The following is a 21,474-nucleotide window of genomic DNA, read 5'->3' on the forward strand; positions in this document are numbered from 1 at the left end:
TCCGCATCCGGGGGATGCAGCCTGGTTATTATGGTTTACGTATGAATGATATTGCACATCATCGTATAGGTTTTTTTGGACCCACGATAAAAATATAATACTACAACGGAAAGTATAAGTCTATATTTTTTTCCCGAAACCCCTATACTTAAAGCTATTCTTTAAGGGAGGGAGCGTAGGGTTATGCGGAATGGGAAGGAATCGGAAGAGCGTGAATATCTTGCACATGTTCAGAAGGAGCTTCAGCGAACGCTGGTAGAGCTGGAAGGGAAGGTATCCGATTCGTATCGGGACATCATTGAGGCGAAGAAATACCTGTGGGTCAATATGGCGCAGCTGGATGCCGCGGAACGAGCGGCGAACCGCGTGGATATTTCGTTGTCCATCGATGCCGGGGAGAAGACGGTGGCCCGGTTGCAAAAAATACGCAAGCTGTTAGGCTCGCCTTACTTCGGCAGAGTGGATTTTCGTACTAAGCGGCAGCCGGATGCCGGAGCTTATTATATCGGCATTCATTCCTTTGTCGAAGAAGAGAGTCAGCATCACCTGATCTACGACTGGCGGTCGCCGGTAGCCAGCCTGTTCTACGACTACGAGACGGGACCGGCATCCTACCTTGCGCCTGCGGGGATCGTTGACGGCGAGATTACGGCAAAGCGGCAATATAAAATCAAAAATGGCGTGCTGGAGTACATGATCGAGAGCTCGATGAATATACATGACGATGTTCTGCAAAAGGAGCTGAGCAGCACTTCGGATGAGAAAATGAAAAATATCGTGGCTACCATTCAACAGGAGCAAAACGCCATAATCCGGAACGAAAACGCAAACGAGTTGATCATTCAGGGGGCGGCCGGATCGGGAAAAACCTCCGTCGCGCTGCATAGAGTGGCTTATCTGCTGTACAGATATAAGGAAACGCTCAGATCGAGCGATATTCTCATCATCTCACCGAACAAGGTGTTCTCCGACTACATTTCGAACGTCCTGCCGGAGCTGGGCGAGGAGAAGATCATGGAAGCAGGCATGGAAGAGCTGGCTGAAAAGGAGCTGGCGGGCGTGTGCCGCTTCCAGACGTTCTATGAGCAGGTGGAGGAGCTGCTGAACGGCGAGGATCCTGGCAGCGCCGAGCGCATCAGGTATAAGGCAAGACGGGAATTTGTCCTTGAGCTTGAAGCTTTCATGAGCTATGCGGACAAGCATTTCTTCGAGCCTGTCGACATCCTCATGGACCGGGTGCAGCTGCCGGCACATGAGATTTGTAGCGTTTATGAGCGGAATATGCAGCTGCCTGTTAAACAGAGGCTCGAAAAAACAGCGCTTCTGCTAGCCGCAGGAGCGCGGACGGATGACGGGGAGCGGCTCACGAAATCCGAAACGAACAAAATCAAAACCGCGGTCAAGAAAATGTATAAATTCCAGCAACCGCTCGGCCTGTACAAGGCGTTTTATGCGCATGCCAATCAGCCGGAGCTGTTTAAGATGAAAGGGAAGGGCCTGATCGAGTATGCCGATGTTTTTCCGCTGATCTACCTAAAGATGTATTTGGAGGGCAGCTCGCCTAACGACCGGGTGAGGCATTTGCTGGTTGACGAAATGCAGGATTATACGCCAGTGCAGTATGCGGTGTTGTCCCGCTGGTTCCCATGCAAGAAGACGATACTCGGTGACAGCAAGCAGTCGGTGAATGTTTATTCCTCCAGTACGCTGCAGACGATCAAGACCATTTTTCCGCAAGCGGATATCATTGAGCTGTCCAAAAGCTATCGCTCGACCCGGGAGATTATGGAGTTTGCCAAGGAGATACAGCCCGGCGGCACGATGATTCCGATCGACCGTCATGGCGAACCGCCGCGCATCCTTTCTTGCGACAGCCATGAACAAGAGCTGGATATGCTCAGGAAGCTCAGTCAAAGCTTTCTGGAGTCGGATTATCATACGATGGGGATCATTTGCAAGACGCGGGCGCAGGCCAGGCAGGTATATGATGCTCTGAAACATCTGCAAGAGCACGTCCATTTGCTCGATTTCGAGAGCGAGCAGTTCCGGGAGGGCATTACGGTGACTTGCTCGCATATGGCCAAAGGCCTTGAGTTCGATCAGGTCGCCATCCCGTTTGTGAATGCCGCATGCTACCGTTCCGAGATGGATCGAAGCCTGCTATACATCGCCTGTACCCGGGCAATGCACGCATTGGCCATAACCCATACAGGCCGGAAATCTCCTTGGCTTCCTTAGGGAAACCGATGAGCTTTACTCATTAAGTCCACCTGGTTTGTATTGGCAACCACCATGTTATCAAACGGGGTGCTGATTTGCACTTCATGGTGTTATCCATTTAATTTTAGGCTAATGATGCAAAACGGGTTCTCAGAGGGATTTTTCATAACATTTTCTGTTTTTTAGGAGTTTATATTGTTAGGAGAGTCATTAATTCTAAATATGGGAGGGATAATCTGAAAAAATTCTGATTTACGAAGAGGTTTATGCAGAGACTCCTTTATCAAAATCTAGTGTAGAAAAAGGTTCCTCCACAGAAGATGGTGGTGGTGGTAGTGTCTAAGCAGATCCCCCCCTTCCTTATTGTTCGAGTGGTACCTTTGACTCGACTTTAAAATATGTAAAACGGGTGAATTGGAAAGAAACTATCTCACTAGATTACAGTAATTAAATTTGATCCCTGCCAAGGCAAATAATTAATGATATCCGGAGGTAAGGCTAACTTGAAAAAGAAAACAATCATTAAAACAATCATTGCTTTAGTAGCAGTATTTTCAGTTGTTGCAATGAGCACCGCAGCATTTGCAGCCACATCAGCCCCTATTGGTTCTAAAAACAATCCAGATAAGCTTATGGCTACTACTCGAGAAGAATCGAAACGGACTTATAAAGAGGTTTACGAAAATACACCTTTCATTATTGATTCTAGAACCGGTAAGCATGTTGAAAAGCCCGATATTGACTTCTAACAAAAAACTAAACCCTAGTTTAGGGTTAGTCAGATTGTCGAGAGACCCTGTGCTTTTTTCAAAGTACAGGGTTTCTTACATTTCAAATGGTCGGTGCGAAGCATCGACACGTCCCTTACCATACCGTTCTGGATAGTGTGAAGTACAATCATCAAGATATCCCCAGAAAATCTCGTTGTCTTTAAAGCGATTTCAAAGATTCCATTGCCAATATCGCGAAGACGGAAGGAGGACTATTTTTTTTATAGAAACTAATAAGATGGAGGTATCACAGCTTTGAACGAAAGGGGGAACATTCGGACAAGGCAAACTTAACGAAAGAGGAAGTGATATGGGAAATTGGACTCACACCGAATACTTGCTGACTTTTTTAAGAAGACGTGGCCGATTTATGTGTTGTCGATTTGCTGTCATTTGGTAGCCAATATGTTTCATGTCAATTTTCCGCGTGTGCTCGGTCATTTTACGGACGATCTGCAGGACGGGCTGCTGTCTGCAGGCGGAATCGCATCGTACAGCTGGACGCTGCTCGGTATCGGGATTGGCTTCGCGGTGATGGGGGGCATCGGCCAATACCTGGTGATGTATACGGGACGGTACTTCGAATTCGTAAACCGTCGTCGGCTGTTCGTTCATTTCACCGGGCTGAGCGAGCGGTTCTATTCCCGGAACGGCGTCGGCAAGCTGCTCAGTTATTTCATGAACGATGTGAAGACCGTAAGGGAATCCATCTCCATGGGAGTTAACCAGTCCGTGAATGCGTCGATTCTGCTGGTGTCCACCATCGTCATGCTGATGATTACGAATGTTCCGTTCTATGTGGTGGCCGCGTCCATCGCTCCCCTTCTGCTAATTCCGGTGATCGTCGTGTGGCTGGGACCGATTATTCGGAGCAGATCGCTTGCGGTGCAAGAGGCGCTTGGCGTCATGACCGAATCAGCGGAGGAGCAGTTTGGCGGCATTCGCGTTACGAAGAAATTCGCGGTGGAAGATATTATGAAACGCAGATTTGGCGCAACGGTTGACAGCATTCTGAACAAGCAGCTAAGCATGGTGCGCGCCTCATCGCTATTCCAGTCCATCATTCCGTTTCTAGGTGCTTCTTCGCTCATCATCGCGCTCCTGTTCGGCGGATACCTGACGGTGATCGGACGCATGACGGTCGGAAACTTTGTTGCACTGACGCTGTACATCCGAATGCTGATGAACCCGCTGCAGCAGATCGGAAACGTCATCAACGCGGTCCAGCGGGCAAGGGCTTCGCTTGACCGGCTGAACGCCCTGCTTGACGAGCAGCCGGATATCAAGGAATTGCCGAATGCCAAGGAGCTGGATCCGGCCCGCACGGGGATCGAAATACGGCATTTGAATTTCGCTTACGATCGACCCGGCCACGGGGAGGATGAAGCCAGGGACGTGCTTCGGAATATCCATTTGAAGGTCCCTCCCGGGACAACGCTGGGCATTATCGGTCGCACCGGCAGCGGAAAGACCACGCTCATGAAGCTGCTGCTTCGCACTTACGATCCGCCGCCGGACACGATCCGCATCGGCGGCGAGGATATCCGGAATCTCACGCTTAAGAGTCTGCGGGAAGGGATCGCCTACGTTCCGCAGGACGGATTCCTGTTCAGCTCGACCATTCGGGAGAACATCGCTTTTTATAAGCGGGATACTGTGCTGGCCGATGTCGAGGAAGCGGCAAGGAAGGCGAGGGTGTACGACAATATCGCGGAATTCCCGAACCGGTTCGAAACGCGGCTCGGCGAGCGCGGGATTACGCTGTCCGGAGGGCAGCGTCAACGTACCAGTCTGGCCCGGGGCATTATCAAGGACGCCCCCATCCTTATCCTGGACGACAGCGTCAGCGCCGTCGACGCGGTAACGGAGACGGAAATCATGGAGACGATCCGCCGCATTCGGCATGGAAAGACGACGATCATTATCGCTCACCGGATCAGTGCGCTGAAGCATGCCGATCACATTATCGTTCTGGACCGGGGGGAAATCGTGCAGCAAGGCACGCATGAGTCGCTGCTGCGTCAGGACGGAGTGTATCGGATGCTGCACGATATCCAGGAAGAAGGGATGGTGCACCATGGCACAGGCCATTAACAATTGGCAGATGGATCAGAAGGCCGATCCGAACGCACCGGCGCCGAAGACGAAGCCGGTCTCGACCATCCGCGCGTTGTCCGGTTACATGAAAGAGCACCGGCTTACCTTTGCCGCATTTATCGGCTGTACCTTGATCGCCATTTCCGCCGAGCTGCTGCAGCCTTACTTGATGAAAATCGCGATCGACGATAACCTGCTGGTCGGCAAGAATGATGTCCGGGGATTGATGATCATATGCGCCGTCTACTTTCTCTTGTCGCTCATAAGCATGGTCTTCACTTATTTGCAGAACAATCTGCTGCAGAAGGCCGGGCAGAGCATCGTTGCAAGTATACGGAAGCGGCTGTTCGCGCATATTTCCAAGCTGTCGATGTCCTACTTCGACAAGGTGCCAAGCGGCAGTCTCATCACGCATGTATCCAGCGATACGGAGTCGGTCAGCCAGTTCTTCAACCAGGTGCTGCTAAGTGTCTTCCGCGACGGCTTCACCTTGATCTTCATTCTGGTGATGATGTTTCAGCTGGACGTGACGCTTACCCTGTACTGCCTCATTCTGCTGCCGATCATCGCAGGAATCGCGATCGCCTTCCGTCGTTATATGCGGCATACGTATCAAATGGCAAGAACGCGGCTGTCCCGGCTTGTCGCGTTCACAGCGGAGAACTTATCCGGCATGAATCTCGTCCAGGCATTCCATCAGGAGGAGGAGCAGGAGCGGCAGTTCAAAGAACGCAACGATTCCTATTTCAAGGCGAATCTTCGGGAAATCCGGACCAACGTGCTGTTCAACCGGACGTATGAAATTTTGAACAATCTGGCGATAGCGGTCGTGACCTGGCTCGGCGGGCGCGCAGTGCTGGGCCTGACGCTCGAATTCGGCGTCCTGTATGCCTTCATTACGTACATCCGGATGTTCTTCCAGCCGATCAATACGATTACTCAGCAGTGGAATACGCTGCAATCGGCGAGCGTGGCGATCAACCGGATCTGGGGGTTGTTTGCGGTTCAGCCGGAAGTGACCGATCCGAAGACGCCGGTCCGGATGGATCAGGCGAAGGTTCAGGGGCGGATCGATTTCAATCGGATTACGTTCGGTTATGGAGATGGAGCGCCGGTCATTCGGGATCTGGACCTTCACGTGAAGCCCGGCGAGATGATCGGCATCGTCGGCACGACGGGAGCGGGCAAAAGCTCGCTGATCAGCCTGCTGTGCCGCTTCTATGATGTACAGGAAGGAAGCGTCAAAATCGACGGCATCGATATTCGGGAGATGGCGCAATCCGACCTGCACCGGATCGTCGGGCTGGTCCAGCAAGAGCCCTATCTCTACTCCGGGACGGTGCTGGATAATGTGCGGCTGTTCGATGACAGCATCTCCAAAGAGCGGGTGATCGAGGCATGCCGATTTATCGGTGCAGACCCGATCATTCAGGGGATGAGCAAAGGATATGACACCCGGCTGTCGGAGCGGGGCAGCGGCCTTTCCGCAGGCGAGCGGCAGCTGATCTCCTTCGCCCGAATTATCGTATTCCAGCCGAAAATTCTGATCCTGGACGAAGCAACTGCAAATCTCGACTCGCATACGGAGCAGCTGATCCAGAATGCGCTGCTTCTCGTCGCCCAGGGGCGGACCACGCTCGTAATCGCCCACCGTCTGTCGACGATCATGGGGGCGGATCGGATTCTGGTCATGAGTAAAGGCCAGATCGTGGAGCAGGGCACGCATCAGGAGCTGCTCGATTCACACGGGTATTACGAGGAGCTGTATCTTCACTCCCAAGGGCAGAAGCAGAAGCGGGAACGTGCTGGGGCCGGGCTATACCGGTCACAGTAACGAAAGTGAATCTTTAAGGATAGAGGACGGGGCCGGGAAGGAGGGCTTCGTCCTCTTTTTAGTCATATGATAAAGCTATGGATCATCAATGTTTTTAATATTTTTCATAAGCTTCTTTCTCATGATAGCATACCCATAGAAACGGCAGATGGGGAGGGATCCAGTGAGACTTGTAATCGCCATGGTTTTGGTGGTTGTTCTGTCAGCTTGTCAATCCGAACCGAAGAAGGGAGAGGCGGAGGATATGAATATGAATCAGAGTCTCATCGAACACGCGGAGCAGGGGAACACCGAGCGTGTGAAGGAGCTGCTGCAAGCCGGAGCAGCGATCAATGCAACCGACGAGGCCGGCAGAACAGCGGTGATGGCTGCTGCCTACAACAATCATATTGAGACCGTGCAGCTGCTGATCGAAGAGGGGGCGGATATCGATATCCGGGACCGCAATCTTAATAATGTATTTCTCTATGCCGGTGCTGAAGGGCAGCTTGAGATCTTGCAATTGGCGATTGCGGCTGGCGCAGATCCGACGCTCACCAACCGATTTGGCGGAACGGCTCTGATCCCGGCTTCGGAACGGGGGCATGTCGAAATTGTGCGCGAGCTTCTGACCCGGACGGACGTCGATGTCAACCATGTCAACAACCTGGATTGGACAGCCCTGCTTGAGGCTATCATTCTTGGAGACGGCGGAGAGAGGCATCAGGAGATCGTCAAATTGCTGATTGAACATGGGGCCGACATTCATCTTGCCGACGGTAACGGGGTAAGCCCGCTGCGGCACGCGCAGGAGCGCGGGTTTAAAGAGATCGAACGCATATTGCTTGAGGCCGCCGGGTCTTGATGAACGCGGCATACATCGGTGAAGCAGAAGAGAGGGGATTAACGGATGACAGAACAACGACAGGGCGCTGCCTGCTGGCTCTTGAACGTTCGGCTGGAGACAGGCTATCGATATGAGAATGATGTGGTGGCGGGCACGGAAACCGCGATTTTTCATGTGAAAATAGAGAACGGCGTGTTCGCCGAGATCCGCCCGGGGCATGACCTTCCCGAAACAACGCTGCCGGTGCGGGATCTCGGCCAAGGGCTGATGCTTCCGGCCTTTCGGGACATGCATATCCATCTGGACAAAACGTATTACGGAGGCCCCTGGAAGGCGCCGTCCATCCCGACGAAAGGCATTGTCAGCCGGCTGGAGGAAGAGGAACGTCTTCTTCCCGAGCTGCTGCCTGTGGCCAGAGAAAGAGCTGAGGGACTCTTGGACCTGTTGATCCGCTTCGGGTCCACACAGATCCGCTCCCACTGCAATGTGGATCCGGTCATCGGCTTACGCAATCTGGAAGCAACGATGCAAGCGGTGGAGCATTACGAGGATAGGGCGTCCGTCGAGATCGTTGCATTTCCGCAGCATGGCTTGCTGCGGAGCCAATCCACGGCCCTTGTAAGGGAAGCGCTACGGAGCGGCGCATCGATTGTGGGCGGGGTCGACCCGGCGACGCTGGACGAGAATATGGAAAAATCCCTCGAAACCGTGATGGAGCTGGCGGCCTACGCGAATGCCGATATCGATCTTCATCTCCACGAGCCGGGCGATGTCGGGATGAAGACGTTCCGGCATCTGGCCGATCTGACGGAACAGGCCGGATGGCAGGGAAGGGTTACGCTCAGCCATGCGCTGGCTCTGGCTGATGTCTCATCGGCTGAGGCGGCCGAGATGGCATCACGACTTTCAGAGCTGGGGATTTCCATAGCCTCGTCCGTATCCTTGGGCCGTACGATTCCGATCCCGCTGCTTAAACGCCACGGGGTCAGCGTATCGCTGGGTCAGGACAGCATTATGGATCACTGGTCGCCGTTCGGAACGGGCGACAATCTGGCGAAGGCGGGCACGCTGGCCGAACGCTTCGGACTGAGCGATGAGCGTTCGCTGGGACAGACCCTCGGCTTCATTACAGGAGGAATCACGCCGCTGGACGGAAATGGACAATGGGCGTGGCCAAAGGTTGGCGATGCGGCAAATGCCGTGATCGTAGAAGCCAGCTGCTCTGCTGAAGCCGTTGCGAGAAGGCCGGAGCGTAAAGCTGTGCTTCATCGGGGCAAGTGGGTTTACGAAGCTTGACCCAAGCATTGGGGAGACATGGAGATTTTATCTTGGGTGTGGTGGGTGGTAGACATGCCCGTATCAACATCAGCTTCCTGCAATGGAGTAAAAGTTCGAGCTACCGCCGGTCCGCTTAACTAATAAAGAGGGTGTCCCAAAAGTCATCATAACTGAGGGACGACCCTCTTTTCATTTCGTCAAACAAACGGAATCGATAGCGGCACATCCAACATCGATTCCGGCCGGATGTTAAAGAATATGCTTGGTCAGCTGATATAACTTCAGCGCGTCCTTCTTGCTAAGTGTAGGAAGATTGAGATCAACCGCCCTCGTCCGGTCCCAAGCGATTAGAGACTGCGGCGGCGGGTTGTCCATTAGCTTAATGATCGGTTGAATACTCTTCTCCACCGGCTGTCCGAAGAGTTTTCCCATTACGCGCTGTATTCCCTTGAAAGGCTGGGCCAAATGATTCGTGCCACTATGAGTATATCCGGGATGGTTAAGGATGAAACGCGTCTTCCCTGTCTTGTGGTTCTCGGCATACGCAACCCCGAGCAGATCATTTGCCCGTCCTCCCTGCAGAGTCGCCTTCAGCAGACTATACCCCTGTTGAAGGGTAAGATCATCGTAATGTACGACTCCCTTCGTCATTCCGGTGCCTCCGATGCTTACAATGACCGGGTTGGACCCCCTCTCTAACAATTCCGTCAAACCATAACTCAGAATAAATCTGCTGACATAATAGAGCGCAAATGTGCTTTCAATACCATCCGGGGTCAACTTCCGTTTAGGAAATAGCTGCATCGCAGTAAGTACCAGCCCGTCAAGCGACGCGTGGCGTTGTTGAACCTCTTTAATGATCCGGCGATTCTCAGACAATGATAAGAGATCAGCTTGAATAAAGGATGCCCGGTCCGCGGCGCCGAGACGTGCAGCCTCATCCAGAAATTCCTTGCCCCGAAGACGGTTGCTGCCGGTCACAGTCACCCTGGTGCCCTGGCGTAAATAGTGGATGGCCAGCCCTTTGCCCATTCCGGAAGTGCCTCCTGCTATAAATAAGTCCTTCATCCTTAACACTCTCCCATAAATTAAGCTATATACGTTGACTAGGCAACAGTTGTCAATTAACATGTTAGAAGCAATATCCAATTCTAATCAATAAGCAAAAAAGTCGATCTGTTGTTGTGTAGTCAACAATCGATCGAAATCGTATTTTTCCCGGCAGGTGATCGCGGGACAAGGAGGTGATGTGGGATGGGTTTAGTGAACCCGAATGACCCTCGCGCGAAGCGAACGAGGAAATATATTCAGAAAGCATTTACAGATTTGCTCGCAGAAATGGACTTCGAAGACCTCTCGATTCAAGATATTATGGATCGGGCTGAACTGAACCGAGCAACCTTTTATAACCATTATCAAGATAAATATGAATTGCTTGAGTTGACCATGAGCGGCGCATTTACAGAGATTCTATCTAAATGGATTCCTCCTGGTACGCGAATGCAGGGTGCAGAGCTGTTGCGTAATCTAATGCTGGCGGTCTGTGAATGGCAGATTGAAATGACGAAGCAGCTGAATGCACGGCGGACCCTGTCGCAGGCGTTGGAGGACAATGCCAAGCAACAACTGTATAATGGCATCATCTCATGCATGGAGCATGTCAAAGACCTCTCGGCGGAAGAACGCCGGAGAATGGAATGGGTCGCAACGATGATCAGCTGGTCGATCTATGGGGTGGTTGTGAAGTGGTGTCAATGTCAGGAAGAGCCAGCGGAACAATTCATCGAGCAAGTACTACCCTTCCTCATGTCGAACTTGCGTACGCTTGATCTGCATGATTCAGAAGAGGAGTTTTAAGGGCAATTGAATTCTATGCAACTCCCTAGTCTTCGCAGTCACTTATGGTGTGGTTCTCCGTGATGAATCTTCAACTAAACAGCCAGTAGCTTTATGATATGCATCGTCAGTCTAATACTTTTATTGCTGAGGGTGTCCCAAAGTCTACTTTTGGGACACCCTCTTTTATTTTTATATGCTGCTTTCGCTGTAGTTGCAGAAAATATTTTGGAACTATAGCCGTACGATTTGAAATTCTTGCTATGACATTGGTGTTATTGTTTACACTTGGCGTAAATACATGAGGAAGGGTGATTGTTTATGGTATTTACTCAGGTGACGGTAATGGGGCTTGGCCCCATGGGAAGATCACTGGCAGGAGCTTTGCTTAAAAAAGGTCATTCGGTGACATTATGGAACCGCTCTCCGGGGAAATCGGATGAATTAATTAGCTTAGGCGGAGTATTGGCTCCTACCGTTGCTCAGGCCGCTTCAGCAAGTTCGCTAATCGTGATCTGTGTGTTGAATTATGATGCGGTTCGATCGATTGTGGAGCAATCCGGTGATACGCTTCGGGGAAAAACGTTAGTGAATCTCACCGGCGGCACTCCATCGGCAGCAAGGGAGATGGCAAAATGGGCATCTCAGGCGGGCATCGACTATTTGGACGGATCGATTATCGTTCCGGCAATCGGCGAGCCTTCTGGCGTCATATTGTACAGCGGGTCGGAAAGTGCATATAAGTCTTATCACAGCACATTGATGAAACTGGTAGGAACGTCCACGTTTCTTAGTACCGATCCAGGACGCGCATCCGCGTTTGACATCGCGCTGCTTGACATTTTCTGGACTGCCATGAGCGGTTATATTCATGCCTTGGCACTTGCTGATGCCGAGCAGATTCCGGTAACGAGCCTCGTACCTTATGCTCGTGATATTGTTGGAATGATCCCTGACATTATGTCCGAATTTGCCAATCAATTTGATAGCGGCCACTACCCTGGACAAGAATCGAATCTTCATTCCACCGCAGCAGTCATGCAGAATATTATCACCGCTTCCAGGGAGAGCGGAATCGATGTTAGCATCATGAGTGAGGTCAAAGCTTTAGTGGATAAGGCAGTTGAACTTGGTTATGGTGCACAGGACTTCTCCCGGTTGGCAGAGATCATCCGGCAAGGAAGCAGAGTCAAAGGGGCGTAACTGAATGTGAGTCCTGCTTAAGACTTTCCTTCATAGATTGGATTTGTCCATTCAATTCCGTGCGGATCCCGGTCAGCTTCTTGATCGTATCATCGATTTCCTGCAGATACGACTCATACTCGAGCAGCATGTTCTCGCAATGCCGAGTGGCATCGATAAGCGTCTGGGAGTCGGTACAATTCAAAGTGCGTTCGATTTGTTCGGTTGTCAGTCCCAGGCTCAAGTAAGCCTTGATTTGCTTAATCCGATCAATGGCGGTTTCATCGTACACTCGATACCCGTTTTGTAATCGGAAGACCGTAATCAGGTTCTTCTGTTCGTAGTACCGAATGGAGCGAATGCTGGCTCCCGTTCGTTTGGACAACTCGCTAATTTTCATTGAGCAGCGCCCCTTTGCGTTAAAGGTTGAAAAAAAGATTAAAGATCTATACCTCCATATGAGCATATCGCGGAGTTTCGTTGTAGCCAGTGATAGATACCGGTTCTTTCAATATCAGGTAATAGGATATCCATAAAGATACATTATTCTTTATGAGGGATCAATCTTAAGCCGCCTTCATGCCCAGCTCATGGCCGGGTGATGAAGGCGGCTTGTTCGGTTCTTTTATTTTGGATGAACAGGGAGGGTTATTTTCACCGCGGTGCCGTAGCCTTCCTCGCTTTGGATATGCACCCCATATGGAGGGCCGAACAATAGCTGGATGCGGCCGTGAACGTTGCTGATGCCGATACCGGATAAATGATGACGCCTCTTCTCGTTAACCTGATCCTCCGAATTTTTCATCCCCACGCCATCATCCATAATCTCTATGATCAGATTTTCCTCAAACTGATGAATGAAAATATGAATGTTACCGCTGACATTTCCAGGGTAGGCATGAAAGAATGCGTTCTCCACAAAGGGCTGGATGATCAGCTTGGGAACAAGCAGCTGTCTGCAGTCCTCCGCGATTTCATAATGCACGCCGATCTGTTCGCCATATCTGATCCGGTTAATGAACACATAATGCTTCAGGGACTCGATCTCCGTTTCTACAGTGACCATATCTTCAGTCGAGCCCAGCGTGCTCTGGAGCAAGGAGATCAGACTGTCGATCGTTTGGTCCACCTGATCCGTGTGGTGCATTTTCGATAAGTATTTGATAGAACTTAATGTGTTGTAAAGAAAATGCGGGTTGATCTGCATCTGCAATGCGTTCAGATCCGCTTTTCGGCGCTCCTGCTCCTCATGGACAAGCCGCTCGGTATACTGGTCAATTTCCTTAATCAGCCGGTTGTAAGTTTTGGCCAATATATTGGTTTCATAGCTGCCGTTCTCCTCCAAAGGATGGAATATCAGATTATCCCCCTTCGAGGTTTTCATCGTCTTGACCAGCTTGTTTAACGGATGGGTGATCCGCCGGCTTAGGAAGTAGACAAAAACCAAGCTAACGACCAGCACAACGCTTACAACCTTGAAGATTTCGGCAGACAGGCTGTAAAGAGGCGCAAAAGCGGCTCGTTGGTTGATTTCCTCCAGCAAATAGGCATTGAACTCGGGAAGATGGTAGGAAATATAGGTCTCCTTATCCTCCGATTCGGTCCATACGCCGTCCTGCTGGGACGCAGCCTGGGTTGCCAGGGACAGCTGTTCAGTGTCCCGCTTGCTGATCGAATCCTTGTCACTGCTGGACAGGATCGTACCATCGGATGATATAAGCGAAATATGAATGCCTTTGGCGATATAGGCATTGTATTTTTGTTTGATGTTTTGTTCATCCATCACGACGGCCGCATACCCGTACATCAAACCCGTACTGCTGTCCACCAATGGCTTTGTCGCAAAAATATAGTTGTCATAAGGAACGGTTTCCGCGAATAAATCCGGGCTGCTGTGGTAGCTGATCCGATTGGGGATGTTCCCGTCAGTGGTCATGTACGTAGAGACGATATCCTGTGGAATCTTGTCCCATTTGAGCGCGTTGCTGGAATAATGTCTCCCTCCTTCGCCGGGAAGGCCGGATACAATAATATGCGACTTTTCAGGACTCAAATATTCCTTGTACACATCGATGTACCTGCCCAGGGTGATGGCCAGATTGATTTGCTCCAATGTTGTATTGGCAGGCTTGGTAATATAATCCTTGAATTCGTGGCTGCTGTTGATTTGAAGCATGGCATTAACCACCTGGTCGTTATACCTGAGCAATTCATCCTTGGCGATATTCATGTTGGCCGAAGCGTTCCGGACGACCTGGTTGAGCAGAATGCGTTCTGCAATATTGGACGACGCGACGATGAGCACAAAGGAAATAATCGTGATCCCCGACAGCATCAGAATGAGCATCTTAATGAAGATGCTGTTTTTTCGAAGCATGGCAAGCACCTGACTTTTTCTTTAATGAGAGATTTGATGGCGGTATTCGACGGGGGTCATTCCCGTCATCTTCTTGAACACTTTGGAGAAATAGTTATGATCCGAGAAGCCGGTCAGGCGGCTGATCTCCGACACGGAAAGCGATGGATCCAGCAGAAGGTCCTTGGCCTTATCCGTGCGAACCCGATTAATATAGGACGTAAGGTTCTCTTGGGTGCGCTGTTTAAAATACGACGACAAATAGGTGTAGTTCAAATGCAGCGCGTTTGCCATTTCCGATAATGAAATTTCATTGGCATAATGTTCATTTACGTATTCATAGATCTGGTGCAGTATGATCGATTGCCGATAATCCTTGCCTTGAACGACATGTCTAACCTTCTCCAGAAATTGAACCATGATATGCTCCAACTCCTCGATATCAAAGGCAAGATCAATCATTTTGAAGAGCTTCAGCTTGGAGGAGCCAAGCTCGGCTATCGGCTGTTTGAGCTGCTCCAGTGTAAAAAGGGTAGAGTAAACCAGATTCTGGCATAGCCGCTTCAAGCTGTATTCGTCATACGAGAGATGAGCCTTCGTCCCAGAGAAAAGCGCTCTTATCATCGCGATCGATTCGTCCGTCGAAAACGTGCGCAGCGTGCTGATATATTGCCGTTCATCGAAGCTGGTTTTCTCGCCGCTAATCGTAATCTCGTCTTCAGCCACCATGGCTTGCCCGCTAAAATACAACAGCCTTCCGAGATGTGACGATAATCTCTCGTGCTCCCCTTTAAGGGAGCGGAAATGATCAAATGGATGCGAGAGGACATAGCATATATATTTCAACGAATCCTTGACACGCTCCGCGAATCGCCGCAAGGCGGCGATGACTTCTACGGATTGCGAAGAATCATAATTAACGAGCAGAAGCGCTTCATTTTTCAGGAACACGCAGCAATGTGCCAGACCCGCTAACTGCTCTGAGGCCAGGCCAATGATCCGATCCTCGATTTGGCTCTGCGTCCATTTCGTCCGGGATAAGAGCGGGGCTGTGCTTGCTTTGGCTATGATGAAATGCTTTCGATTGAAAATGTGAAGAAGCTCCAGGCTGATATCGTCCCTGACTTCCTGATCCGTTTCGTGATCCAGCCATCGGCCAAGCATAAGCTCGGGATCTTTTTTCGCCGGCTGGCTGCCAGGGCTGTTCAAATTCATGCTGCTGCATAAGGACTGAATGAGCGAGACGAGTTCGGTTGCCGATACTTTGGGTTTGAGCAAGTAGTCCGTAACCCCGTATTTAAACACTTCGCGCACATAATTGTACTCGCTATAGCTGCTTAACACGACGATCTTGATGTCGGGATACCGTGCACGCATCGTCTTGGTCAGCTCCACGCCGTCCATCACGGGCATGACAATATCGGTAATTACGACATGGGGGTCGGCCGCTTCGATCAGCTGAAGCGCTTCTTGACCATTCGCAGCTTGGGCGACGATCTCGATTCCATATTCGCTCCAATTACATAGATGTAATATGCCGGCACGTAAAATGGCTTCATCATCCACAATCATGACCCGATAGGTTGCGATAGGGTTATCCATGATTACACCTCGTTGCAATTTCTTATTTCCTCATCATATACCAATGTGAAAGATAAAGGTATGATGGAGCTTTGAATGAATCCAACATGCAATAATTATTTCTACGACCCATAATTTTTACTATAATAAACAGGCGTTTGACAAGAGGGCCATAATTAATACGATATTAGCTTGAATATGAATTATACTTCCCTATTTTGAATGACATAGAATAGAGATCGGATCATGAAGCGCTTACAAAATATATGAACAAAAGGGGTTGTACAGATTGAAAAAATTGCTATCCGTATTGCTGCTCGTCTCCATGACAGCTTCGTTATTGGCGGCCTGCGGCTCTTCAAAGTCATCGGATTCAGGCCAATCGGGAACAGGAAGTGAAGGAGGCTCCGCAAGCAAGAAGGTTGTGGCATGGGCATGGGATCCGTCCTTTAACGGAGCTGCCCTGAAAATCGCCGAAGAATTGTACGCCAAAGAAAATCCGGGCTTCGAACTGGAAGTCGTAGATATGGCAAAAACGGATTTGGAGCAAAAACTGAACACCAACCTGGCTTCCGGCGTTAAGGAAGGCCTTCCGGACATCATTCTGGTGAATGATCCGAATATTCAGAAATATGTAACCGCTTATCCAGGCACATTTGCAGACTTTACGGATAAGGTTGATTATTCCCAGTTTTCCCCGTACAAAGTGGATGCGCTTACGATCGATGGAAAAGTATACGGCGTTCCGTTCGATATCGGGGTCACCGGCATGTTCTACCGTTCCGATTATTTGGAGCAAGCCGGATTCAAGGCGGAGGACCTAGAGAACATCACCTGGGATGAGTACATTGAAATCGGCAAAGTCGTAAAGGAAAAGACAGGGAAATATATGTCGACCATTAACCCGAACGACGAAGCGCTGACCTCGATCCTGCTTCAATCCGGCGGGTCCTGGTACATCACGCCGGATAACAAAGGCAATTTTGTTGACAATCCGGTCATGACGGAGACGCTCCGTGTGTACAAAGCGATTGCCGACTCCGGAATTGCCAAGCCGGTAACGGGCTGGAGCGAGTTTGTAGGCAGCTTCAACGCCGGCGATGTAGCGACGGTCGTATCCGGCGTATGGCAGATTTCCTCGATCATGGACGCCAAGGATCAAAGCGGCAAATGGAGAGTGGCTCCGATTCCGAGATTGAATGTGGAGGGCGCCGTGAACGCTTCGAACGAAGGCGGCTCCAGCTGGTTCGTCCTGGAAGGCTCCGCGAACAAGGATCTGGCGATCGATTTCTTGGCGAAGACGATTGGCGGCAGCAGTGAATTCTACGAGCGCTTCCTGAAAGAAAACGGCGGCGTCGGCTCCTACATTCCTTCCTTCTCCAGCGAAGCTTACAGCCAGACACCGGAATTTTTCGGCGGACAAGCCATCTATACCGATTTCACCAAATGGTCTACCGAAGTACCGGGCATTTCTCTGGGCATGTACACGCAAGAAGCAAAAGATGCACTGAAAAATGAACTGCCTAACATTTTGAATGGATCCGACCTGACCCAAAGCTTGGCTAACATTCAGAAATTGTTCGAACAGCAAGTGCAATAATTTTAAAAGTCAGCAGGTGGTAAGAAATGGGCAGTAAATGGAATAAATCGAATCTCATGGGATGGCAGTTCGTGCTGCTGCCTTCGGCGCTCATCTTATTGTTCAGCTTCTATCCCATGATTCAATCCTTGTTGTTATCGTTTCAGTCGGGAAAAGGGAATGTGTACCATTATGTCGGGCTGAGCAATTATGCACGGCTGTTCTCCGATCCGATGTTCAAGCAGGCTGTACTCAATACGCTGTTATACTTGGTCGTTCAAGTTCCGATCATGCTCATGCTGGGTCTGGTCATTGCATACTTCTTGAACATGCCGGGTCTTAAATTCAAAGGCTTTTACCGCACCGCCATCTTTCTTCCGTGCGTAACCTCGCTCGTTTCGTACGCTGTGCTGTTCAAAAGCATATTTGCAGTGGATGGAATTCTGAACCGGATGCTGATGTCGATTCACATCATCCATGAGCCGATCGCCTGGCTCATGGACCCGGTGTGGGCGAAAGTTGCTATAATTGCAGCGATTACATGGCGCTGGACAGGCTACAATATGATCTTCTATCTAGCAGCGATGCAAAATATCGACCCAAGCGTCTATGAAGCGGCTTCAATAGACGGAGCCTCCAAAACGCGGCAATTCTTCAGCATTACGGTTCCTATGCTGAAGCCGATCATCTTGTTCACGGCGATCATTTCGACGAACGGAACCCTGCAGCTGTTCGATGAGGTTGTGAACATTACGAACGGCGGACCCGGCAATTCCACCATGACGATCTCCCAATACATCTATAACTTGTCGTTCATGTATACGCCTAACTTCGGTTATGCGGCAACGGTATCCTACGCCATCGTCATTATGGTTGCGGTGCTGGCCTTTCTCCAGCTGAAGGTCGGAGGTGAGAAGAAATGAGGAAGGTTTCGGCAGCAGCTATCCATCTGTTTCTAATCATTGCATCGGTGGTTTCTTTGTTTCCTTTTGTCTGGATGCTGATCGGCATGACGAACAGCTCCTCCGACATTGTAAAGGGCAAATTCAGCTTCGGATCGGAGCTGTCTACCAATATGAACAAGCTTCTCGATATGACGGATCTCGGCGGGGCCTTTTGGAACTCCGCAGTGATTGCGGTGATCGGCACGGTCTGTACCTTGATTCTAAGCTCCATGGCCGGATTCGGATTTGAGATTTATCGGACGAAGGGCAAGGACCGGTTGTTCGGCATCCTGATGCTGTCCATGATGATGCCGTTCGCGGCTGTAATGGTTCCGCTGTTCCGTATGTTCAGCTCGATGGGGATGCTCAATACGCCAACGGCCGTGATTCTGCCAACCATAACGACGGCGTTCATGATTTTCTTCTTTATGCAAAACACAAAATCATTCCCGCGCGAGCTCTTGCAGGCGGGACGGGTAGATGGACTCGGCGAATGGCGGTTGTTTACACATGTCTATATGCCGACGATGAAGCCGACGTACGCGGCTGCCGCGATCATAACCTTTATGAACTACTGGAACAGCTTCCTGTGGCCTCTCATTGCCTTGCAAACGCCGGATAAGAAGACGCTGCCGCTTATTGTCTCGTCACTCGCTTCCTCTTATAATCCGGATTACGGGATGATCATGGTTGCCATCGTGATCACGACGCTCCCGACAGTCCTGATCTTCTTCTTGCTGCAAAAGCAGTTCGTGCAAGGGATGCTTGGATCCGTGAAGTAATATAACAACCGGAGGTGATCGACAAACATGCTTACGCAATTCAAAAATGGCTTACTGCACGGGGCGGACTACAATCCGGAACAATGGCTGCATGATCCGCAGGTGCTGCAATCGGATATTGAATTGATGAAGAAGGCCGGCTGCAATGTCATGTCGGTAGGTATATTCTCATGGGCCGTGCTGGAGCCCGAGGAAGGGAAATATAATTGGGAGTGGCTGGACCGAATCCTGGATTCGCTGCATGAGAACGGAATCTCCGTATTTCTGGCGACGCCTTCTGGAGCCCGTCCCGTATGGATGGCACAGAAATATCCCGAGGTGCTTCGCGTTTCAAGTGATCGGCATCGCAATCTTTATGGGGCACGGCATAATCACTGCTATACATCTCCGATCTACCGCGAGAAGATCAAGCAGGTGAATGAAAGACTCGCTGCCCGTTATGGGAATCATCCAGCCGTGAAGCTCTGGCATATTTCCAACGAGTTCGGCGGAGAATGCCACTGCGATTTGTGCCAGGAAGCGTTCAGAGGTTGGCTCAAGAAGAAATACGGTACGTTAGACAAGCTGAATGCAGAGTGGTGGACCACCTTCTGGAGCCATACGTATAGCGATTGGTCCCAGATTGAATCCCCTGCACCCCACGGAGAAAACGCGACGCACGGGATGAATCTGGACTGGCGAAGATTCGTGTCGGATCAAACCCTGGATTTCATGAAGCATGAAATCGCGGTTGTTAAATCCGTGAATCCGGAGCTGCCGGCTACGACCAATTTCATGTACTACTATAATGGCCTGAACTACTTTAAGTTCAAGGATGCGATTGATATCGTATCCTGGGACAGCTATCCAACCTGGCACAAGAAGTCCGATTTCGAGATTGCCGTAGACACCGCCATGAATCATGATTTGATGCGATCCATCAAGCGCCAGCCGTTTCTGCTTATGGAAAGCTCGCCGAGCATGACGAATTGGCAGAGCGTCTCGAAGCTGAAGAAGCCGGGGATGCACATCCTGTCTTCCTTGCAGGCCGTCGCTCACGGATCCAATTCTGTGCAGTATTTCCAGTGGCGCAAAAGCCGCGGTTCCAGCGAGAAATTCCATGGAGCGGTCGTCTCCCATGACGGCAGCCCGGATACACGTGTATTTAAAGAGGTCACTGAGCTCGGAAATATGCTTCAGAAGCTGTCTCCCGTTGCGGCGACCGAAAGCCGCGCAGAAGTAGCCATCGTCTATGATTGGGAAAATAAATGGGCGATTGAAGATTCACAAGGGCCGCGCAACAAAGGGATGGGGTATATCGAAGAAGTTCAGTCCCATTACCGGGCGCTGCTGAAGCAGGGGATTACGGTGGACTTCGTGGATATGGAATGCGATATAGACAGCTACAAAGTGGTTATCGCTCCCATGCTCTATATGCTGCGCTGCGGATTCGAGCGCAAGCTTCGCGCCTTCGTTGAGCAGGGAGGAACCTTGGTGTTGACTTACTGGAGCGGGATCGTGAATGAGAATGATCTGGTGTTCCAAGGGGAAGCGCCCCATCAACTGAGCGATGTAGCGGGTGTCGTCAGCGAGGAGATTGACGGCTTATATGATCATGAACAAAATGCCGGAGAAGTTGTGCAGCATATAGCCGGTCTTGAGCAGACATCGCTTGCAGGCACTTATTCCTGCAGCAAGCTCTGTGACCTGGTTCATCTAAAGGGCGCCGAAGCATTGATGGTGTACCAGGATGATTTCTATGCGGGCCGTCCTGCACTTACCAGACATACATATGGTGAGGGCGTATGCTACTATGTGTCCAGCCATTTTGAGGATGGCTTTTACGATGACTTCTACCGGGATATAGCCGCAGCTGCATCGTTATATAAGCCGGTAACAGCGGTTATGCCTGAAGGCGTATACACAACGGTGCGTTCCAACGAGGAGAAGGAGTATCTGTTCGTTCATAATTTTTCGGGCAAAGAGGTCGTTATGCCGGCGCTGGGTCCAGCGTGGCAGCCGGTTACAAGCGATGATGGATTGAATGCAGCTTGGAACCTGAAGGCATATGGTGTTCTTGTGGCTGAGCGCAGTGTAGGATAGCTGAATTGATTTGTAAATAATATTTTCTCGAAAATATGAAGCCGCGAAACCCTTGATTTTACCAAGGGGTTTCGCGGCTTCCTTTCATGAAACTCGGTTTCTGCCAG

The 21,474-nt window shown here is 50.5% G+C and carries 16 protein-coding genes; 12 read left to right on the forward strand and 4 right to left on the reverse strand.

Annotation, left to right across the window (positions count from 1 at the left end; all coding sequences use genetic code 11):
* Positions 1-183: 183 nt before the first annotated feature.
* From NSQ46_RS08260 to NSQ46_RS08285, 6 genes are all read left to right on the forward strand, one after another.
* Entirely contained in the window at positions 184-2,238 is a 2,055-nt protein-coding gene (locus tag NSQ46_RS08260; protein ID WP_342576620.1) for a UvrD-helicase domain-containing protein, read from the forward strand.
* Positions 2,239-2,723: 485 nt separating this feature from the next.
* Positions 2,724-2,969 (forward strand): hypothetical protein, encoded by a 246-nt coding sequence (locus tag NSQ46_RS08265; RefSeq protein WP_210095007.1) that lies wholly within the window; start codon positions 2,724-2,726, stop codon positions 2,967-2,969.
* Between the two features lie 339 nt (positions 2,970-3,308).
* The gene (locus NSQ46_RS08270; protein WP_342576621.1) at positions 3,309-5,084 is read left to right on the forward strand and encodes an ABC transporter ATP-binding protein; all 1,776 of its coding nucleotides are present in this window, start codon (positions 3,309-3,311) and stop codon (positions 5,082-5,084) included.
* Positions 5,068-6,921, forward strand: coding sequence for an ABC transporter ATP-binding protein (locus NSQ46_RS08275; protein WP_342576622.1), 1,854 nt, complete (start codon positions 5,068-5,070; stop codon positions 6,919-6,921). The genes NSQ46_RS08270 and NSQ46_RS08275 overlap by 17 nt, the downstream gene beginning before the upstream one ends.
* Before the next feature lie 250 nt (positions 6,922-7,171).
* Positions 7,172-7,765 (forward strand): ankyrin repeat domain-containing protein, encoded by a 594-nt coding sequence (locus tag NSQ46_RS08280; protein WP_040737975.1) that lies wholly within the window; start codon positions 7,172-7,174, stop codon positions 7,763-7,765.
* A 45-nt stretch (positions 7,766-7,810) separates the two neighbouring features.
* Positions 7,811-9,043 carry an amidohydrolase gene (locus tag NSQ46_RS08285; protein ID WP_342576623.1) on the forward strand — a complete coding sequence of 411 codons (1,233 nt, stop codon included), beginning with the start codon at positions 7,811-7,813 and terminating at the stop codon, positions 9,041-9,043.
* A gap of 231 nt (positions 9,044-9,274) precedes the next feature.
* Here the strand turns inward: NSQ46_RS08285 and NSQ46_RS08290 are convergent, their stop codons facing one another.
* A complete protein-coding gene (locus tag NSQ46_RS08290) occupies positions 9,275-10,057 on the reverse strand; it encodes an SDR family NAD(P)-dependent oxidoreductase (RefSeq protein ID WP_342576624.1) in 783 nt (260 codons plus the stop codon).
* A 222-nt stretch (positions 10,058-10,279) separates the two neighbouring features.
* On the opposite strand from NSQ46_RS08290, the gene NSQ46_RS08295 reads away from it, so the two are divergent.
* Together NSQ46_RS08295 and NSQ46_RS08300 are read left to right on the forward strand one after the other, a co-directional pair.
* On the forward strand, positions 10,280-10,882 hold the full coding sequence (locus NSQ46_RS08295; protein ID WP_210095012.1) for a TetR family transcriptional regulator: 603 nt from the start codon (positions 10,280-10,282) through the stop codon (positions 10,880-10,882).
* Positions 10,883-11,182: 300 nt separating this feature from the next.
* Positions 11,183-12,064 (forward strand): NAD(P)-binding domain-containing protein, encoded by an 882-nt coding sequence (locus tag NSQ46_RS08300; RefSeq protein WP_342576625.1) that lies wholly within the window; start codon positions 11,183-11,185, stop codon positions 12,062-12,064.
* Here the strand turns inward: NSQ46_RS08300 and NSQ46_RS08305 are convergent.
* The 3 genes from NSQ46_RS08305 to NSQ46_RS08315 all read right to left on the reverse strand — a co-directional run bounded on the left by NSQ46_RS08305 (position 12,051) and on the right by NSQ46_RS08315 (position 16,001).
* Positions 12,051-12,443, reverse strand: coding sequence for a MerR family transcriptional regulator (locus NSQ46_RS08305; RefSeq protein ID WP_007127558.1), 393 nt, complete (start codon positions 12,441-12,443; stop codon positions 12,051-12,053). The genes NSQ46_RS08300 and NSQ46_RS08305 overlap by 14 nt on opposite strands.
* Before the next feature lie 225 nt (positions 12,444-12,668).
* Positions 12,669-14,420 (reverse strand): sensor histidine kinase, encoded by a 1,752-nt coding sequence (locus NSQ46_RS08310; protein ID WP_007127559.1) that lies wholly within the window; start codon positions 14,418-14,420, stop codon positions 12,669-12,671.
* 21 nt (positions 14,421-14,441) lie between these two features.
* Entirely contained in the window at positions 14,442-16,001 is a 1,560-nt protein-coding gene (locus NSQ46_RS08315; protein WP_210095015.1) for a response regulator, read from the reverse strand.
* A gap of 268 nt (positions 16,002-16,269) precedes the next feature.
* Between NSQ46_RS08315 and NSQ46_RS08320 the strand changes: the two genes are divergently transcribed.
* Genes NSQ46_RS08320 through NSQ46_RS08335 form a run of 4 tightly spaced genes read left to right on the forward strand, consistent with a single transcriptional unit; the run spans position 16,270 to position 21,367 of the window.
* Positions 16,270-17,580, forward strand: coding sequence for an extracellular solute-binding protein (locus NSQ46_RS08320; protein WP_210095016.1), 1,311 nt, complete (start codon positions 16,270-16,272; stop codon positions 17,578-17,580).
* A gap of 26 nt (positions 17,581-17,606) precedes the next feature.
* On the forward strand, positions 17,607-18,482 hold the full coding sequence (locus NSQ46_RS08325) for a sugar ABC transporter permease (protein ID WP_007127562.1): 876 nt from the start codon (positions 17,607-17,609) through the stop codon (positions 18,480-18,482).
* Positions 18,479-19,285, forward strand: a complete 807-nt coding sequence (locus NSQ46_RS08330; RefSeq protein ID WP_210095017.1) for a carbohydrate ABC transporter permease — start codon at positions 18,479-18,481, stop codon at positions 19,283-19,285. Before NSQ46_RS08325 ends, NSQ46_RS08330 begins: the two co-directional genes overlap by 4 nt.
* A 27-nt stretch (positions 19,286-19,312) precedes the next feature.
* Entirely contained in the window at positions 19,313-21,367 is a 2,055-nt protein-coding gene (locus NSQ46_RS08335) for a beta-galactosidase (RefSeq protein ID WP_028404987.1), read from the forward strand.
* Positions 21,368-21,474 lie beyond the last annotated feature (107 nt).

This window comes from Paenibacillus sp. FSL M8-0142, assembly GCF_038597315.1.
GTDB classification, from domain to species: domain Bacteria; phylum Bacillota; class Bacilli; order Paenibacillales; family Paenibacillaceae; genus Paenibacillus_AQ; species Paenibacillus_AQ lactis.

Bases quoted from the DNA above. Each gene is read 5' to 3' on its own strand.
- NSQ46_RS08260 (WP_342576620.1), top strand. From the start codon at position 184: ATGCGGAATGGGAAGGAATCGGAAGAGCGTGAATATCTTGCACATGTT.
- NSQ46_RS08275 (WP_342576622.1), top strand. From the start codon at position 5,068: ATGGCACAGGCCATTAACAATTGGCAGATGGATCAGAAGGCCGATCCG.
- NSQ46_RS08280 (WP_040737975.1), top strand. From the start codon at position 7,172: ATGAATCAGAGTCTCATCGAACACGCGGAGCAGGGGAACACCGAGCGT.
- NSQ46_RS08285 (WP_342576623.1), top strand. From the start codon at position 7,811: ATGACAGAACAACGACAGGGCGCTGCCTGCTGGCTCTTGAACGTTCGG.
- NSQ46_RS08290 (WP_342576624.1), bottom strand. From the start codon at position 10,057: ATGGGCAAAGGGCTGGCCATCCACTATTTACGCCAGGGCACCAGGGTG.
- NSQ46_RS08295 (WP_210095012.1), top strand. From the start codon at position 10,280: ATGGGTTTAGTGAACCCGAATGACCCTCGCGCGAAGCGAACGAGGAAA.
- NSQ46_RS08300 (WP_342576625.1), top strand. From the start codon at position 11,183: ATGGTATTTACTCAGGTGACGGTAATGGGGCTTGGCCCCATGGGAAGA.
- NSQ46_RS08305 (WP_007127558.1), bottom strand. From the start codon at position 12,443: ATGAAAATTAGCGAGTTGTCCAAACGAACGGGAGCCAGCATTCGCTCC.
- NSQ46_RS08310 (WP_007127559.1), bottom strand. From the start codon at position 14,420: ATGCTTCGAAAAAACAGCATCTTCATTAAGATGCTCATTCTGATGCTG.
- NSQ46_RS08315 (WP_210095015.1), bottom strand. From the start codon at position 16,001: ATGGATAACCCTATCGCAACCTATCGGGTCATGATTGTGGATGATGAA.
- NSQ46_RS08325 (WP_007127562.1), top strand. From the start codon at position 17,607: ATGGGCAGTAAATGGAATAAATCGAATCTCATGGGATGGCAGTTCGTG.
- NSQ46_RS08330 (WP_210095017.1), top strand. From the start codon at position 18,479: ATGAGGAAGGTTTCGGCAGCAGCTATCCATCTGTTTCTAATCATTGCA.
- NSQ46_RS08335 (WP_028404987.1), top strand. From the start codon at position 19,313: ATGCTTACGCAATTCAAAAATGGCTTACTGCACGGGGCGGACTACAAT.